This is a genomic window from Fulverythrobacter fulvus (assembly GCF_037154085.1).
Classification (GTDB): domain Bacteria; phylum Pseudomonadota; class Alphaproteobacteria; order Sphingomonadales; family Sphingomonadaceae; genus Andeanibacterium; species Andeanibacterium fulvum.
The window spans coordinates 36664-51835 of the sequence record NZ_JBANRM010000007.1; the positions used below are offsets into that span (position 1 = coordinate 36664).

The following is a 15172-nucleotide window of genomic DNA, read 5'->3' on the forward strand; positions in this document are numbered from 1 at the left end:
TCGGAACCTACGGTCCCTCGCAATGACGCCGAGTGGCCAGCGTCAGGCCGCGCTCTGCTGAGCGTCGGCCTTGAGCTTTTCGATCGCCTCGCGTGCGATCGGGGTCAGCACGGAAAGATCGTCCGCGAAAATCCCCGCCTTCATGCGCGGGTCCCAGAACTTCCAGATATGTTCGGCAGTGGCGGCCACTGCTTCCTCATGGCCACGGGCCTGAAGATTGGTGGCGATCTGGTCCGCCATGCGGCGGAGCTTTTCCTGGGTGCTGCTCATTCTGCGGGCTCCACATGGGCGATGCGGCGCGAACGCTCGCTCAGTTCGGAATATTCTTCCTGCCATTCGGAGGGGCCGTTGGACGGCGTCACCTGTACCGCGGTCACCTTGTATTCGGGGCAGTTGGTTGCCCAGTCCGAATAGTCGGTGGTCACGACGTTGGCCTGCGTCGCGGGGTGGTGGAAGGTGGTGTAGACAACGCCGGGCGCCACGCGATCAGTCACCACCACGCGCAGGGTGGTTTCGCCGGTGCGGCTGGCAAGGCGAGCCCACGAGCCATCGGCAAGGCCGCGATTTTCGGCATCGGTCGGGTGCATTTCCAGCACGTCCTCATGATGCCACACGACGTTCTCGGTGCGGCGGGTCTGCGCGCCGACATTGTACTGGCTGAGGATACGGCCAGTGGTCAGCAGCAGCGGGAAGCGCGGGCCGGTGCGTTCGTCGGTGGGGACGTATTCGGTCACCACGAACTTGCCCTTGCCGCGCACGAAGCCGTCGACATGCATGATCGGCGAACCGTCCGGGAACTTCTCGTTCACCGGCCACTGCAGCGAACCTTCGCGTTCCAGACGTTCCCACGAAACGCCGGTGAAGGTCGGCGTCAGGCGGGCGATTTCGTCGAGGATTTCGCTCGGGTGGCTGTAGTTCCAGTCGCAGCCGATGGCATTGGCCAGCATCTGGGTGATTTCCCAGTCGGCATAGCCATTGGCCGGTTCCATCACCTTGCGCACCGGCTGAATGCGGCGTTCGGCATTGGTGAAGGTACCGTCCTTCTCGAGGAAGGTCGAACCCGGCAGGAACACGGTGGCGTAATTCGCGGTCTCGTTCAGGAACAGGTCGTGCACGATCACCAGATCCATCGCGGCAAGGCCGGCGGCCACGTGATGCGTGTCCGGGTCGGACTGGAGAATATCTTCGCCCTGAATGTAGATCGCGCGGAAGGTGCCATCCACGGCAGCATCGAGCATGTTCGGGATGCGCAGGCCCGGTTCCGGATCGAGGCTGACGCCCCAGTCCTTTTCGAACAGCTGGCGGGTCGCGCTGTCGGACAGGTGGCGATAGCCTGAAAGCTCATGCGGGAACGAGCCCATGTCGCACGAACCCTGCACGTTGTTCTGGCCGCGCAGCGGGTTTACGCCCACGCCGCGGCGGCCGATATTGCCGGTCACCATGGCGAGGTTGGCGATGGCCATGACGGTGGACGAACCCTGGCTGTGCTCGGTCACGCCCAGACCGTAATAGATCGCGCCATTGCCGCCCGTGGCGTAAAGGCGCGCAGCCTGGCGCACGGTTTCGGCCGGAACCTTGGTCACGGCTTCGAGATATTCGGGGCTGTGCTTTTCGTCCGAAACGAAACGCGCCCAGTCCTGATATTCGTCCCAGTCGCAGCGTTCGCGGATGAAGGCTTCGTCGGCGAGACCTTCGGTCACGATCACATGGGCGATGCTGGTCAGCACGGCCACATTGGTGCCGGGCTGCAGCGGCAGGTGGTGCTGCGCATTGATGTGGGGCGAACGGACGAGGTCGATCCGGCGCGGATCGATCACGATCAGCTTCGCGCCCTGACGCAGGCGGCGCTTCATGCGGCTGGCGAACACGGGGTGCCCGTCAGTCGGATTGGCACCGATCAGCAGGATCACGTCGGAATCCATCACGGAATCGAAGTCCTGCGTGCCGGCGCTGGTGCCGAAGGCCTGCGACAGGCCGAAGCCCGTGGGCGAGTGGCACACGCGGGCGCAGGTATCGACGTTGTTCGAACCGAACCCGCCACGGATCAGCTTCTGGACGAGGAAGGTTTCCTCATTGGTGCAGCGGCTGGAAGTGATACCGCCCAGCGCGCGGGCGCCATAGGTTTCCTTGATCGACTTGATCTTGGCGGCGGTGAAGCTCAGCGCTTCTTCCCAACTGACTTCCTGCCAGGGCTGATCGATCGAATCGCGGATCATCGGCTTCAGGATACGGTCCTGGTGGTTGGCATAACCCCAGGCGAAGCGGCCCTTTACGCAGCTATGGCCGCGATTGGCCTTGCCGTCCTTCCACGGCACCATGCGGACGAGCTGTTCGCCCTTCATTTCCGCGCGGAAGGTGCAGCCCACGCCGCAATAGGCGCAGGTAGTGACGACGGCGCGTTCCGGCTTGCCGAGTTCCTTGACGCTCTTCTCCATCAGCGCGCTGGTGGGGCATGCCTGCACGCAGGCGCCGCAGCTGACGCATTCGGAAGAGAGGAAATCGTCTCCAGTCTGGCCGGCGCTGATCTTGGAAGCGAAACCGCGGCCATCGACCGTCAACGCGAAAGTGCCCTGCGTTTCACCGCAAGCACGCACGCAGCGGCTGCAGACGATGCACTTGTCGGGCGAGAAGTCGAAATAGGGGTTAGACGTATCGACGTCCTGCCCCATGTGGTTTTCGCCCTGATAGCCGTAACGCACGTCGCGCAGGCCGACATTGGCTGCCTGATCCTGCAGCTCGCAATCGTTGTTGGCCGAGCAGGTGAGGCAGTCCAGCGGGTGATCGGAGATATACAGCTCCATCACGCCCTTGCGCAGCTTTTCAAGGCGCGGGGTCTGGGTGTGGACCACCATGCCCGGGCCGACCGGCGTGGTGCAGCTGGCCGGGGTGCCGCGCGCGCCTTCGATCTCGACGAGGCACAGACGGCAGGAACCGAACTGGTTGAGGCTGTCGGTCGCGCAGAGTTTGGGGATCGAGCCGCCGCATTCCGCCGCCGCGCGCATAACGGTCGTGCCGGCAGGCACGGTGACTTCGCGGCCGTCGATCGTCAGGGTTACCTGCTCGTCGGACTTGACTTCGGGGGTGCCGAAATCGGCTTGGCGTTCATATCCCATTGCGCTTCTCCGCTGCGGCAAGATCCGCAGGTGTATTGATATTAGCAGGCTTTGCGCCGCTTTTCACGTTGATGGCGCCGATTGCCTCGGCAAATTCCCTCATCGAATGCTTACTATCGCCGGCCAGAATGGTTTCCACCGCCGCGGCCGCATTCGCGGGCCAGTGCCCGATAACCGGCTGGTCGCCCAGGAAGGAGGGCGGGCTTGCCAGCAACTCGGGCAGGTCAGCAGGCAGGTCGAAACTGTCGACGCTGCAGGTCATCACGCTGTCGAACCCGTTCTCGTTCGCGTGACGCAGCCCTGCGGCCACTCCGCCCAGCGGGCCCATGCCCGGCGCGGGCCAGTCCGGAATGCAGCGCGTGGTGCCTGTTTCAGGCCCGGCCTGACGTCCGGCGATGATCACATCGTCGCACCAGGTGCCCAGCGTGCCGACCGAACGGCTAAGCAGCGAACGCCCGCCCAGCATGGCGAGCGCCTTGTCGCTGCCGAAACGGCTCGATTGTCCGCCAGCCAAGACCACTCCGAGGATCACTCCAGCCCAACTCCCGTGCGGCCTCGTAAAGCCGCCGATTCCGTGCATTATCCTTTGTAAGTTTTACCTACAAATCGCCTTTTGGGCAAACATGCTTTTCCATATCGTGAAAAAACGCTGTTTTTTCAGATATGCGAAACTCACTTGCCCCGGAAATCGTCCGGCCAGTGCTTGAGCGCGCTCATCACCGGATAGGGAGTGAAGCCGCCCAGAGCGCAGAGCGAGCCGAACTTCATCGTCTCGCACAGATCTTCCAGCAGCTTGATCTCGTCTTCCTGGCTACGGCCCTTCTTGGGCATGTTGTGCATCTGCGGTGCCAGTTCGACGCCCGCCAGCACGCGGCCGCCAGCGCGGATGCGGTCGATCAGTTCGACACCGCGCGTGGAGCCGATGCGGCAGGGCGTGCACTTGCCGCAGCTTTCAACGGCGCAGAATTCCATCGCGAAACGCGCCATGGTGCCCATGTCGGCCGTATCGTCGAACACGGTGATGCCGGCATGGCCGATCAGTGCGTCGAGCTTGGCATAGGCTTCATAGTCGAAGGGCACTTCGAACTGGTCGGGGTGGATATAGGCGCCCAGCGGACCGCCCACCTGCACTGCCTTGACCGGGCGACCCGAAGCGGTGCCGCCGCCAATGTCATAGATCAGTTCGTTCAGCGTGATGCCGAATGCGGTCTCGTACAGCCCGCCATGCTTGATGTTGCCGGCCAGCTGGATCGGCATGGTGCCCTTGGACCGGTCGATACCGAGGCTCTGATAATGCTCGGCGCCGCCTTCGGCCAGAATGTGGTGCACGGCGCACAGGGTCAGCACATTGTTGACCACGGTCGGCTTGCCGAACAGGCCCTGCAAAGCAGGGAGCGGCGGCTTGGCGCGTACTTCGCCGCGCTTGCCTTCAAGGCTGTTGAGCAGCGAGGTTTCCTCACCGCAGACATAGGCCCCGGCGCCTGCGCGGATTTCGCATTCGAACGGCGCGATGATATGCGCGCACAGGTTCACGGCTTTGCGCAGCTTGTCGATCGCGTCGGGATATTCGCTGCGGATGTAGATGTAGCCCTTGGTGGCGCCAACGGCTTCACCGGCAATGGCCATGCCTTCGATCAGGGCGAAGGGATCGCCTTCCATCATCATGCGGTCGGCAAAGGTGCCCGAATCGCCTTCGTCCGCATTGCAGACGATGTATTTCTGGTCGGCCACGGCGCCGGCCACGGTCTTCCACTTGATCGCGGCGGGGAAGCCCGCGCCGCCACGGCCGCGCAGGCCGGAATGGAGCAGTTCGGCGATGATCTGTTCGGAACCGATCTGGCGCGCGCGCTTCAGGCCGACCCAGCCATCGTGCTGTTCGTAATCTTCAAGGCTCAGCGGGCGCGACTTGCCCGCACGGGCGAAGGTCAGGCGCTGCTGGCTGGCAATGAAGGGATGCTGGGCAATCACGCCGATAGCCTTGTCGCTCGTCCCGTCGAGGATCGCGGCGACATCGTCCAGCGTGGCGGGGCCGAAGCCCTTGCCGTCGACCTCAACCAACGGCTCGAGCCACTGCATGCCCCAGCTGGACGTACGTTCGACCGTCGCGCCAGCCTTGGCGAAGGCGGCGGCCAGTTCGTCGGCGCCGCAGGCGCGCGCCAGCGCGTCATCGGAGATGCGGATGATAGTCATGCGTTTTCAATCAGCTTGTTGAGCGCCGCGCCGTCGAGGCGGGCATGGAGCTTGTCGCCCACACGGGCATTGGGTCCGCTGCTGCACAGGCCCAGGCAATAGACGTCGGCCAGCTTCACGCGCTCGCCAGCGGCCTTTGCCGCGCCTTCCATCAGCGCCTCTACGCCGCGTGCCTTGCAGCTTTCCGCGCGGCAGATCTGCACCACGGGGCGCGAGTCGGCCTTCGTGTGGAAGTCGTGATAGAAGCTGACCACCCCGTGCACGTCGGCACGGCTGAGATTGAGGGCGAGGGCGATGGCTCGCTCGGCCTCCTCGTCCACGCAGCCGAATTCTTCCTGCACATCGTGCAGGATCGGCAGCAGCGGGCCTTCACGGCCCTGATGGTCGGCGATGATTTCGGACAGGCGTTGTTCGCGGCTCATGCTTTCAGTCTTTCGGCGTGCCAGGCGACATGTTCGGCCATGAAGGTCGAGATGAAATAATAGGAGTGGTCATACCCCTCCTGCATGCGAATGGCGGCGCGCATATCGGCGTTTCGGCAGACATGGTCAAGCAAGTGAGTCTTGAGCTGCCCTTCGAGGAAATTGTCGGCCGTGCCCTGGTCCACCAGAAGGTCCGGCAGGCGGGCGCCGTCTTCGATCAGCGCGACCGCGTCATATTCGCGCCATTTCGCCCTGTCTTCACCGATATAGCCGCCCAGCGCCTTCTCGCCCCAGGGGCAGTTCAGCGGGCTGACGATCGGGGAAAAGGCGCTGGTCGAACGGAAGCGGCCGGGATTGCGAAGAGAAATAGTCAACGCGCCATGGCCGCCCATCGAATGGCCGGTGATTCCCTGCCGCTCCATGTCGACGGGGAAGTTCGCGGCAACGATTCCGGGCAGTTCCTGCTCGATATAGGAGCGCATGCGGAAATTCCCGGCCCAGGGTTCCTGCGTCGCGTCGACATAGAAGCCCGCGCCCTTGCCGAAATCATAGCCCTCATCGTCGGGCACGTCGTCCCCGCGCGGCGAGGTATCGGGTGCGACGAAGATAATGCCATGTTCGGCACAGGCCTGCCGGAACTCGCCCTTTTCGGTGACGTTGGCATGAGTGCAGGTGAGGCCGGAAAGGTACCACAGCACCGGCAGCTTCGCGCCGGGGGCATGATCGGGCACGAAGACCGAGAAGGTCATCGGCGTGCCGGTGGCGGAAGAGGCGTGGGTATAGACGCCCTGGGTGCCGCCGTGGCTTTTCCACGTGCTGACGGTTTCGATGGTCATTTCAGGTCCCGATAAAGCGCGCACAGCTTATTGCCGTCCGGGTCGCGCAGATAAGCGAGGTAAAGGCGGCCATTGCTGCTGTCGCGCCAGCCCGGCGGATTCTCGATCGCGGTGCCGCCCGCGGCAATGCCCGCTGCGTGCCAGGCATCGGCCTGTTCCGGCGAATCCATCGCCAGGCCGATCGTGCCGCCATTGGCATGCGTCGCAGGCTCGCCGTCGATTGGGCGGGTCACCAGGAATTTCGCATCCTTGTGCACATAGACAAGGCGGCCCTTGGGATCGACGAAGGCCGGATTGCCGCCACAGGCCGTGAACAGCGCGTCGTAAAACGCCTTCGAGCGGGCAATATCGTTACTGCCCACCGAGAGATGGCTGAACATGGCGGCAATCCTTCCTTGCGTGCGGTTGCGAAGCGCTTAGCGCTCGCCGGTGTTCGGCGCGAAGACGCAGATCTTGTGGCCGTCCGGATCGCGCAGATAGGCGCCATACATGTTGCCCGGCGAAGCGGCGCGGAAGCCCGGCTCGCCTGCATCGGTGCCGCCGGCGGCAAGGCCGGCTGCGTGCCATGCGTCGACCTGATCGTAATCGGCAGCGCGGAAGCCGAAGGTGAAGCCATTCATGCAGGTCGCGTCTTCGCCATTGGCGGGCGTGGCGACGATGAAGCTGCCGTGCTCGCTGGGATAGACGGTGCCATGCGGCAGCGGGTGGCCTTCATAGCCGAGCACGCCCATGACGGCGTCGTAGAACTTGCGCGAAGTGGCGATGTCGTTGGTGCCGACGAAGATGTGATTGAACATGTCTTTGAGTGCTCTCTTTCTTGCCGTTGTCGGTTCAGAATCTGTCGGTTCGGAAGCCGGATCAGAAGACCACGACGCTGCGGATCGACTTGCCCGCGTGCATCAGGTCGAATGCGGTGTTGATGTCTTCCAGGCCCATGACGTGCGTGATCATGGGATCGATCTCGATCTTGCCCTGCATGTACATGTCCACGATCTTGGGCACGTCGGTGCGGCCCTTGGCGCCGCCGAAGGCAGTGCCGCGCCAGTTGCGGCCGGTCACCAGCTGGAACGGGCGAGTGCTGATTTCCTTGCCCGCTTCGGCCACGCCGATGATGATCGAGGTGCCCCAGCCGCGGTGGCAGGCTTCCAGCGCCGTGCGCATCACTTCGGTATTGCCGGTGGCATCGAAGGTGTAATCCGCGCCGCCGTCGGTCATGGTGACGATCTTGGCCACGACGTCCTCGCGGCTCATGCCCTTGGTGTTGAGGAAGTCGGTCATGCCGAACTTGCGGCCCCATTCCTCGCGGTCGGGATTGATGTCCACGCCGATGATCTTGTCGGCGCCGGCAAGGCGCGCGCCCTGGATCACGTTGAGGCCGATACCGCCCAGGCCGAAGACCACGACATTGTCGCCCACCTGCACCTTGGCGGTGTTGATCACCGCGCCGACGCCTGTCGTCACGCCGCAGCCGATATAGCAGCTGGTCTGGAACGGCGCGTCCTCGCGGATCTTGGCGACCGCGATTTCGGGCAGGACCGTGAAGTTCGAGAAGGTGGAGCAGCCCATGTAGTGGAAGATGGGCTCGCCCTTGTAGGAAAAGCGGGTGGTGCCGTCCGGCATCAGGCCCTTGCCCTGCGTGGCGCGGATCGCGGTGCACAGGTTGGTCTTGCCCGAAAGGCACGATTTACACTGGCGGCATTCCGGGGTGTAGAGCGGGATCACGTGATCGCCGGGCTTCACCGAGGTGACGCCGGGGCCCACTTCGCGGACGACGCCCGCGCCTTCATGGCCGAGGATCGAGGGGAAGATTCCCTCGCTGTCGAAACCGTCCAGCGTATAGGCATCGGTGTGGCAGATGCCGGTGGCCATGATTTCCACCAGCACTTCGCCGGCCTTGGGGCCTTCAAGATCGACTTCGACGATTTCGAGCGGCTGCTTCGGTGCGAAAGCGACTGCGGCGCGAGTCTTCATGGCTGTCCTCTATTGCTTGATTCGACAATGGGTCTGACGCCCCAATGGAGATTTCGCCTCTCCGGCGCCAGTCCCCAAGGGTGTAGCGGCCGGGCGCGGGGCCCGGCCGTATCTGCAAGGCCTCAGGCTGCCTTCTGTGCCGCTGCCGCAGCGCCGACAACTTCGTCGCCGTCGCGTTCGGGCAGCATCAGGAACAGCACCAGCGAAAGGACCGAGCCCATCGCCATGATGGCCGAGACCGTCAGCAGCTGGTCATTGCCGAGCGCCGTGAACAGCGCGCCGGCGATGATCGGGCTGCCCGCCGCGCCCAGGCGGCCGATGCCCAGCACGAAGCCGGTGCCGGTGGCGCGGGCATAGGCCGGGAAGCCGCGGGCGAAGGCGGCGTAATATCCGCTGATCGCCGCATTGGTGAAGAAGCCGGTGATGACGGTTGCCCACTGCCAGGCGCTGAGCGTTTCGCGGCCGAGCCCGAAGGAGCCCACGGCGACGGAACCCAGCAGCAGCATCAGCGCGGTCGGCCACTTGATGCCGAGGCGTGCCATCACGAAGCCGAACAGCAGGCTGCCGAAGAAGCCGCCGACATTGGCGAAGGTCAGCACCGTAGCAGCATCCTGCGGAGCGTAGCCCGGAGGATAGTCCGACACGATCTGCACCGCGAACTTCAGGATGTAATAGAAAGTGATGGTGTGGAACATGTAGCCGAAGGCCAGCAGCAGCGTGACCGGGCGCAGCTGCGGGTTGGACAGGATGTCCGTAACCTTGGGCTTGGAGACGTGTTCCGCGGCCGGGGGCAGGGCATCGATCGGCGCCTTGCCGAAGGCGGCCAGCGTCTTGTTCACGCCCTTCAGGTTCTGCTTCGAGGCCTGATAGGCGGCGGTTTCGGGCACCACCAGCATCAGGATGGGGATCAGGGCGGCAGTCACGATGGCGCCGAAATCGAACACACCGCGCCAGCCATAGGCTTCCAGCAGCCATTCCGAGGCGGCAACGCCGCCGACCACGGCGCCGAGCGGATAGCCCGCGACATAGGCCGCGATAGCCGCCTTGCGCCACCGGTTGTTGGCGCTTTCGGCCGTGACCGCATTGGTCGCCGCCAGCATGCCGCCGATACCGATGCCGGTCAGGAAGCGGAATGCCACCATCGGGGTGACCGCATTGGCATGGCCTGCCAGCCACATGCCGATTGCCATCAGCACGAGGCAGGCGAGCATGGTCAGCTTGCGGCCATATTTGTCAGCGGCGCCGCCCAGCAGCACCGAGCCGAAGCCCATGCCGACCAATTCGGCCGAAAGAACGATGCCCAGCGCCGCGCGTTCGATGCCCCATTCCTTGGAAATGCCGGGAGCCGCAAAAGCGCTCGACAGCACGTCGAACCCGTCCAGCGCGTTCAGCAGGACCATCAGCACGACGACGAGCCACTGGCGGGCGCTCATCGGCGTATCGTTGATGACGGAAATCGGGTTTGTCCCCCCGGACGGAGCTGCCATTATTCTTGATCCTCTCTCTTGCGCGGCCTCAATCGTGGATTCGCGCCAGCATTTCCACCAATTTTTCGATTTCTTCGGCAGTGAAGCGGCTCTTGAGCCATTCTTCATGCTCGTGAATGGCGAGCTTCGCCTTGCCCAGCGCATCCGCCCCGCCCGGCGTCAGATAGAGCGCCTGTTTGCGCCCGTCCGTTTCCGACCGTTCGCGGCGCAGGAAATCGCGCTCCTGCAGGCGGTTCACGATGGTCATGGTCGTCGCACGGTCCATGCGCAGGCGCTGGCCGAGCTCGATCTGCGAAATGGCGGGATTCTCGCCCACCAGCCACAGCACGGAAACCTGCTTCTGGGTCAGTTCCAGATCGACGAAGGTTTCGGCAAAATGGCGATAGACCGCACCGTGGGCCAAACGGATATGGAACCCCACAATATCATTAAGCTCGCCAATGGCGCTATCATTGCTTTCGATCAAAGACGCCGCGCCCACTGGCCCTAACCCCACAGCTTGCCGCTTGCCTAATTGTTAGTGGAGCATACAATCGCGTGCAAGGAGAGGATTTGATCGATGTCCCATTTCCCGAATACCCCCAATTTCACCGGCTTCAACACGCCCAGCCGGATCGAGGCCGACATTTTCGATCTCGCGCATGAGGGCGAGATTCCCAAGGAAATCAACGGCGCCTTCTATCGCGTCCAGCCCGATCCGCAGTTTCCGCCCATGCTGGGCGACGATATCGCCTTCAATGGCGACGGCATGATCACCCGCTTCCATATCCATGACGGGCAGTGCGATTTCCGCCAGCGCTGGGCCAAGACCGACAAGTGGAAGGCCGAGCGCGAGGCCGATCGCGGGCTGTTCGGCATGTATCGCAATCCGCTGACCGACGATCCTTCGACCAAGGGCATGATTCGCTCCACCGCCAACACCAATGCCTGGATCTTCGCCGGCAAGCTGTGGGCGATGAAGGAGGACAGCCCGGCCCTGATCATGGACCCTGTCTCCATGGAGACCGACGCGTTCCAGACCTGGGACGGCGCGATGAAGAGCCAGACCTTCACGGCCCATCCCAAGATCGATCCGAAGACCGGCAACATGGTTGCCATCGGCTATGCCGCATCGGGCCTGTGCACCGACGATGTATCTTACATGGAAGTCAGCCCGGACGGGAAGCTGATCCGCGAGAAGTGGTTCAAGGTGCCCTATTATTGCATGATGCACGATTTCGGCGTCACCGAGGATTATCTCGTGCTGCATATCGTACCGTCCATCGGCAGCTGGGAGCGGCTGGAACAGAAGAAGCCGCATTTCGGCTTCGACACCACCATGCCCGTCTATCTCGGCATCATTCCCCGGCGCGACGATCTCAAGCAGGAAGATATCCGCTGGTTCAAGCGCGATAATTGCTTCGCCAGCCACGTCCTCAACGCCTGGCAGGAAGGCACGAAGGTCCACATCGTGGTGCCGGAAGCCAAGAACAACATGTTCCCCTTCTTCCCCGATGTGCACGGCGCACCGTTCAACGGGATGGAAGCGATGAGTAAGCTCACTCGCTGGACGGTGGACATGGCCAGCAATGGCGAGGATTTCGATCAGATCGAACGCCTGACCGACACTTCTTCGGAATTCCCGCGGATCGACGATCGCTTCACCGGCATGAAGAACCGGTACGGCTGGGGCCTGGAAATGGACATGAAGCGCCCCTGCGACCTGAAGGGTGGCAGTGCTGGCGGTTTCCTGATGAACTGCCTGTTCCTGAAGGACCTCGAAACCGGCGCGGAACAGCACTGGTGGTGCGGCCCGGTCAGTTCGCTGCAGGAACCCTGCTTCATCCCGCGCAGCAAGGATGCGCCGGAAGGCGATGGCTGGATCGTGATGGTCTGCAACCGGCTTGAGGATCATCGCAGCGATCTGCTGATCTTCGATGCGCTCGATATCGAGAAGGGCCCGGTCGCGACGGTGAATATCCCGATCCGCCTGCGCTTCGGCCTGCATGGCAATTTCGTCCGGGCGGAGGAAATCGGCCTGGCAGCATAAATGCGATAATTGGGGAGAGGATCATTGCTGAAGACGTTTCTGGCCGGCGTTACGCTGGCGGCCGGTGCTGTGTGTGTCACTGCCTGCAGTCAGTCCAATGATCCTCCTTCCACATCCGAAGCGCGGGAAGGCAAGACCTATCCGCTGACTCCGGCAGTGATTGCCATGCGTTGGCAATTGCTCAATCCGGATGTGAACAGCTTCATCTTCCGCGAACTCGACAGAATATTCGAAACGCGCCCGGTGCCGCGCAGCGGCGCAGTTTGGGACCTGCTCAAGGGCAAGGCGATGGCTATGCCGGCCGACACGTTCGGCGGCGGGAATTACGATTATGCCCAATTTGCGGAGCGGACCTTTACCAACGCAATGCTGGTGATCCGCGATGGCAAGATCGTGTTCGAGGATTACCGCAACCGGATGGAGGACGGCACGCCGCATATCGCCTTCTCCATGTCAAAGACGATCACGTCGTTGCTGGTCGGCATCGCGCTGGATCAGGGCAAGATCGCCTCGCTCGACGATCCGGCGACCAAATATGTGCCGCAGCTCAAGGCTACTGGTTATGACGGGGTGACGATCCGCCAGATCCTGCAGATGCGGTCGGGCGTGGATTATGAAGAGCGCTACGATTTCGGCGCCAATCCCAGCTTTGCCGGCAAGCTGCACGAACAGGCGATCGTGCTCAACAAGATGCGCTTTGCCGATGGTGCGCTGGAGACGAAGCGGGCGAACGAGCCGGGCAGCACTTTCAACTATTCCACGCTGGATACGATGGTGCTCGGCTGGATTCTGGAGGAAGCCACCGGGCAGAAGCTGGAAGATTACACCCAGGCCAATCTCTGGGGCCCCCTTGGAGCGGAAGCCGATGGCTACTGGCTGGCCGATGGCCCGCCCGGTGCTGGCCGCGCGCTCAACGGCATGGGTTTCAACGCCACGCTGCGCGATTTCGGGCGACTGGGCCAGCTGATGCTGAATGACGGGATGCGCGGCGAAACGCGCGTGATCCCGGAAGGCTGGCTGAAGCAGGCCACAACCATGCTGCCCACCGGCGCCCCGGCCGATCAGGGCTTCCCCGGCTATGGCTATCAGATCTGGCAGGTCGACGGGGAACCGGGCGCTTATGCCGCTGTCGGCCTTGCCGGGCAGTTCATCTATGTCAGCCCGGCCACGAAGACGGTGATCGTGAAGCTGAGTTATTATCCCCCGGTGCCGCCCGCCAATGTGGAAGGCGAGGTGATCGCCTATTTCAAGGCGATTGCGCATACGCCGGTGGAGTAAGCGGATTTAGCGGATGCAGGATCGATGCGGGCGCATTATCTCTCTCGTCACAAAGCGATAATCGACGAAGCGAGGAGTGCCACCCGCCCATGACCAGCGCCATCATCAGCGAACGCAAGCCGATCGAATGCTGGCTGACCGACATGGATGGCGTGCTGGTCCATGAAGGCAACGCCCTGCCCGGCGCGGCGGAGTTCATCGCGCGGCTGGTGGAAAAGCAGCGACGGTTCCTGCTGCTGACCAACAACTCGATCTACACTCCGCGCGATCTGGCTGCGCGGCTGGAAAGTTCGGGGCTGAAAGTGCCGGAGGAATCGATCTTCACTTCGGCACTGGCGACGGCAGACTTTCTCGCCTCGCAGCAGCCGCGCGGTACGGCTTTCGTCATCGGGGAGGCCGGGCTGACAACGGCGCTGCATGAGATCGGCTATACGCTGACCGACAATAATCCCGATTACGTCGTGATCGGCGAATTGCGCAGCTACAGCTTCGAAGCGATCACCAAGGCGATCCGGCTGGTCGGGCAGGGTGCGCGCTTCATCGCCACCAATCCCGATGTCACCTCGCCCTCGCCGGAAGGGCCACTGCCCGCCACTGGCGCAGTCGCGGCGATGATCACCAAGGCGACCGGGGCGAAACCCTATTTCGTCGGCAAGCCCAACCCGATGATGTTCCGCAGCGCACTGAACCGGATCGAGGCCCATTCGGAAACCACCGCCATGATCGGGGACCGGATGGATACGGATATCGTCGCCGGGATCGAGGCCGGGCTTGAGACGATCCTGGTCCTCACCGGATCGACGAAGAAGGAACAGGTCGCCCGTTTCCCCTATCGCCCCAACCGGGTCCTGCCTTCCATCGCGGAAGTGGTGGGGCTGGTTTGATCTTGGCGCTTCTAAGGATGCTTGGGCTCAGGTACCCATCGCGTTGCCTGGCATGATTCAGTAAGCAGACAAGTAGGCTCGGCCGTTTGGTCAAGCCGATTTAATGTGCGGACGATCAGGAATGCAGTGACGAAGCTTGGCAAACAGCGCACGTTGTTTCATTTTTCCCCGCGTTTGCCGAACAAGCGCTCGGCGTCCGCTAAATTTGGTTCTTCTATCAAGGCCCAGTTGGGCTGATAGCGGCCCTCGCTGTCAAAGTGGGGTGCTATGCGTGCCATTGCTGCACAAGTAAAACTATCAATAATATATCCTCTCTCTACCCAATCTTTAAGATCGCAATATTTAACCCAATAACCGTATTTTTCGGGCGCAAGAACTTCAGTTTCGTCAGGTTGAGGTGCAATCGGTTCCCCTGTCACTTCCGTTCTTACTTCAAGCAATGCTAAGAACGGTGCATCACCTAACTTTCCGCTGTCGGTTACTAATCTTCCGAGGAAAATTCCGTCGAAGGCCGCGATTTGGCCAGTTTCTTCGAGAAGTTCACGCCAACCGGTCATAATCCCGGACACATCACCGCTGTTCGCGAAACCCCTTGGAAATTCGACCATCCAAAGGCCAGGAGCGTATCTGTACTGCTTCACGACGGCGATTTCCGAGGTGGCGGGCCTGACCGCGACAACAACGGTTCCGTCTCGCCCAGGCGTTTCTAGCCTGAGAAAATTGCTAGTCGTACCATTAGGGAATTTAACAGAGTCATTGTAGAATTTGATCCACTTATTTTCGAAGATCAAATTTTCTTGGATGAGCTTAACCTCTGATTCGGTTTCTTCACCAAATTTCACCCGCTTAAGGTATGATCTTCCATCAAAAAACATAAACACCTCACCAGATGTTTTATACTGGATGAAATAAATAATAGAATATATATTAAAGGGCAAATTATATGTAATGCAGGTGCGGTA

15 protein-coding genes are annotated in these 15172 nt (G+C 62.0%); 3 read left to right on the top strand and 12 right to left on the bottom strand.

The window, feature by feature from the left end; all coding sequences use genetic code 11:
• Nucleotides 1-42 precede the first annotated feature (42 nt).
• From WFP36_RS16090 to WFP36_RS16140, 11 genes are all read right to left on the bottom strand, one after another.
• On the bottom strand, nucleotides 43-270 hold the full coding sequence (locus WFP36_RS16090) for a formate dehydrogenase subunit delta (protein WP_226796411.1): 228 nt from the start codon (nucleotides 268-270) through the stop codon (nucleotides 43-45).
• A complete protein-coding gene (gene fdhF, locus WFP36_RS16095; protein ID WP_336982005.1) occupies nucleotides 267-3113 on the bottom strand; it encodes a formate dehydrogenase subunit alpha in 2847 nt (948 codons plus the stop codon). Before fdhF ends, WFP36_RS16090 begins: the two co-directional genes overlap by 4 nt.
• Nucleotides 3103-3645: a molybdenum cofactor guanylyltransferase gene (gene mobA, locus WFP36_RS16100; RefSeq protein ID WP_336982007.1), complete on the bottom strand. Its 543-nt coding sequence runs from the start codon at nucleotides 3643-3645 to the stop codon at nucleotides 3103-3105. Before mobA ends, fdhF begins: the two co-directional genes overlap by 11 nt.
• A 140-nt stretch (nucleotides 3646-3785) precedes the next feature.
• Complete coding sequence (locus tag WFP36_RS16105; RefSeq protein ID WP_336982008.1) at nucleotides 3786-5303, bottom strand: NADH-ubiquinone oxidoreductase-F iron-sulfur binding region domain-containing protein; 1518 nt, start codon at nucleotides 5301-5303, stop codon at nucleotides 3786-3788.
• The gene (locus tag WFP36_RS16110) at nucleotides 5300-5725 is read right to left on the bottom strand and encodes an NAD(P)H-dependent oxidoreductase subunit E (protein ID WP_336982009.1); all 426 of its coding nucleotides are present in this window, start codon (nucleotides 5723-5725) and stop codon (nucleotides 5300-5302) included. The genes WFP36_RS16105 and WFP36_RS16110 overlap by 4 nt, the downstream gene beginning before the upstream one ends.
• Nucleotides 5722-6561: an S-formylglutathione hydrolase gene (gene fghA, locus WFP36_RS16115; protein ID WP_336982011.1), complete on the bottom strand. Its 840-nt coding sequence runs from the start codon at nucleotides 6559-6561 to the stop codon at nucleotides 5722-5724. The genes WFP36_RS16110 and fghA overlap by 4 nt, the downstream gene beginning before the upstream one ends.
• Nucleotides 6558-6941 carry a VOC family protein gene (locus tag WFP36_RS16120; protein WP_336982013.1) on the bottom strand — a complete coding sequence of 128 codons (384 nt, stop codon included), beginning with the start codon at nucleotides 6939-6941 and terminating at the stop codon, nucleotides 6558-6560. The genes fghA and WFP36_RS16120 overlap by 4 nt, the downstream gene beginning before the upstream one ends.
• A 36-nt stretch (nucleotides 6942-6977) precedes the next feature.
• Nucleotides 6978-7358 (bottom strand): VOC family protein, encoded by a 381-nt coding sequence (locus tag WFP36_RS16125; protein ID WP_336982014.1) that lies wholly within the window; start codon nucleotides 7356-7358, stop codon nucleotides 6978-6980.
• 61 nt (nucleotides 7359-7419) lie between these two features.
• On the bottom strand, nucleotides 7420-8532 hold the full coding sequence (locus tag WFP36_RS16130; protein ID WP_336982016.1) for an S-(hydroxymethyl)glutathione dehydrogenase/class III alcohol dehydrogenase: 1113 nt from the start codon (nucleotides 8530-8532) through the stop codon (nucleotides 7420-7422).
• Between the two features lie 122 nt (nucleotides 8533-8654).
• Nucleotides 8655-10019 (bottom strand): MFS transporter, encoded by a 1365-nt coding sequence (locus tag WFP36_RS16135; RefSeq protein ID WP_336982017.1) that lies wholly within the window; start codon nucleotides 10017-10019, stop codon nucleotides 8655-8657.
• A gap of 28 nt (nucleotides 10020-10047) precedes the next feature.
• Nucleotides 10048-10485 (bottom strand): MarR family winged helix-turn-helix transcriptional regulator, encoded by a 438-nt coding sequence (locus WFP36_RS16140; RefSeq protein ID WP_336982018.1) that lies wholly within the window; start codon nucleotides 10483-10485, stop codon nucleotides 10048-10050.
• 93 nt (nucleotides 10486-10578) lie between these two features.
• Here WFP36_RS16140 and WFP36_RS16145 point away from each other — a divergent pair, with 93 nt between their 5' ends.
• The 3 genes from WFP36_RS16145 (at nucleotide 10579) to WFP36_RS16155 (ending at nucleotide 14210) form a co-directional block, all read left to right on the top strand.
• A complete protein-coding gene (locus tag WFP36_RS16145) occupies nucleotides 10579-12048 on the top strand; it encodes a carotenoid oxygenase family protein (protein ID WP_336982019.1) in 1470 nt (489 codons plus the stop codon).
• Nucleotides 12049-12072: 24 nt separating this feature from the next.
• On the top strand, nucleotides 12073-13326 hold the full coding sequence (locus WFP36_RS16150; RefSeq protein WP_336982020.1) for a serine hydrolase domain-containing protein: 1254 nt from the start codon (nucleotides 12073-12075) through the stop codon (nucleotides 13324-13326).
• Between the two features lie 89 nt (nucleotides 13327-13415).
• Nucleotides 13416-14210, top strand: a complete 795-nt coding sequence (locus WFP36_RS16155) for an HAD-IIA family hydrolase (RefSeq protein ID WP_336982022.1) — start codon at nucleotides 13416-13418, stop codon at nucleotides 14208-14210.
• Nucleotides 14211-14368: 158 nt separating this feature from the next.
• On the opposite strand, the gene WFP36_RS16160 is transcribed toward WFP36_RS16155, so the two are convergent.
• Nucleotides 14369-15148: an NUDIX hydrolase gene (locus tag WFP36_RS16160; RefSeq protein WP_336982023.1), complete on the bottom strand. Its 780-nt coding sequence runs from the start codon at nucleotides 15146-15148 to the stop codon at nucleotides 14369-14371.
• Between the last annotated feature and the right edge of the window lie 24 nt (nucleotides 15149-15172).

Bases quoted from the DNA above. Each gene is read 5' to 3' on its own strand.
- WFP36_RS16130 (WP_336982016.1), bottom strand. From the start codon at position 8,532: ATGAAGACTCGCGCCGCAGTCGCTTTCGCACCGAAGCAGCCGCTCGAA.
- fghA (WP_336982011.1), bottom strand. From the start codon at position 6,561: ATGACCATCGAAACCGTCAGCACGTGGAAAAGCCACGGCGGCACCCAG.
- WFP36_RS16105 (WP_336982008.1), bottom strand. From the start codon at position 5,303: ATGACTATCATCCGCATCTCCGATGACGCGCTGGCGCGCGCCTGCGGC.
- fdhF (WP_336982005.1), bottom strand. From the start codon at position 3,113: ATGGGATATGAACGCCAAGCCGATTTCGGCACCCCCGAAGTCAAGTCC.
- WFP36_RS16145 (WP_336982019.1), top strand. From the start codon at position 10,579: ATGTCCCATTTCCCGAATACCCCCAATTTCACCGGCTTCAACACGCCC.
- WFP36_RS16120 (WP_336982013.1), bottom strand. From the start codon at position 6,941: ATGTTCAGCCATCTCTCGGTGGGCAGTAACGATATTGCCCGCTCGAAG.
- WFP36_RS16110 (WP_336982009.1), bottom strand. From the start codon at position 5,725: ATGAGCCGCGAACAACGCCTGTCCGAAATCATCGCCGACCATCAGGGC.
- WFP36_RS16125 (WP_336982014.1), bottom strand. From the start codon at position 7,358: ATGTTCAATCACATCTTCGTCGGCACCAACGACATCGCCACTTCGCGC.
- WFP36_RS16135 (WP_336982017.1), bottom strand. From the start codon at position 10,019: ATGGCAGCTCCGTCCGGGGGGACAAACCCGATTTCCGTCATCAACGAT.
- WFP36_RS16090 (WP_226796411.1), bottom strand. From the start codon at position 270: ATGAGCAGCACCCAGGAAAAGCTCCGCCGCATGGCGGACCAGATCGCC.
- WFP36_RS16155 (WP_336982022.1), top strand. From the start codon at position 13,416: ATGACCAGCGCCATCATCAGCGAACGCAAGCCGATCGAATGCTGGCTG.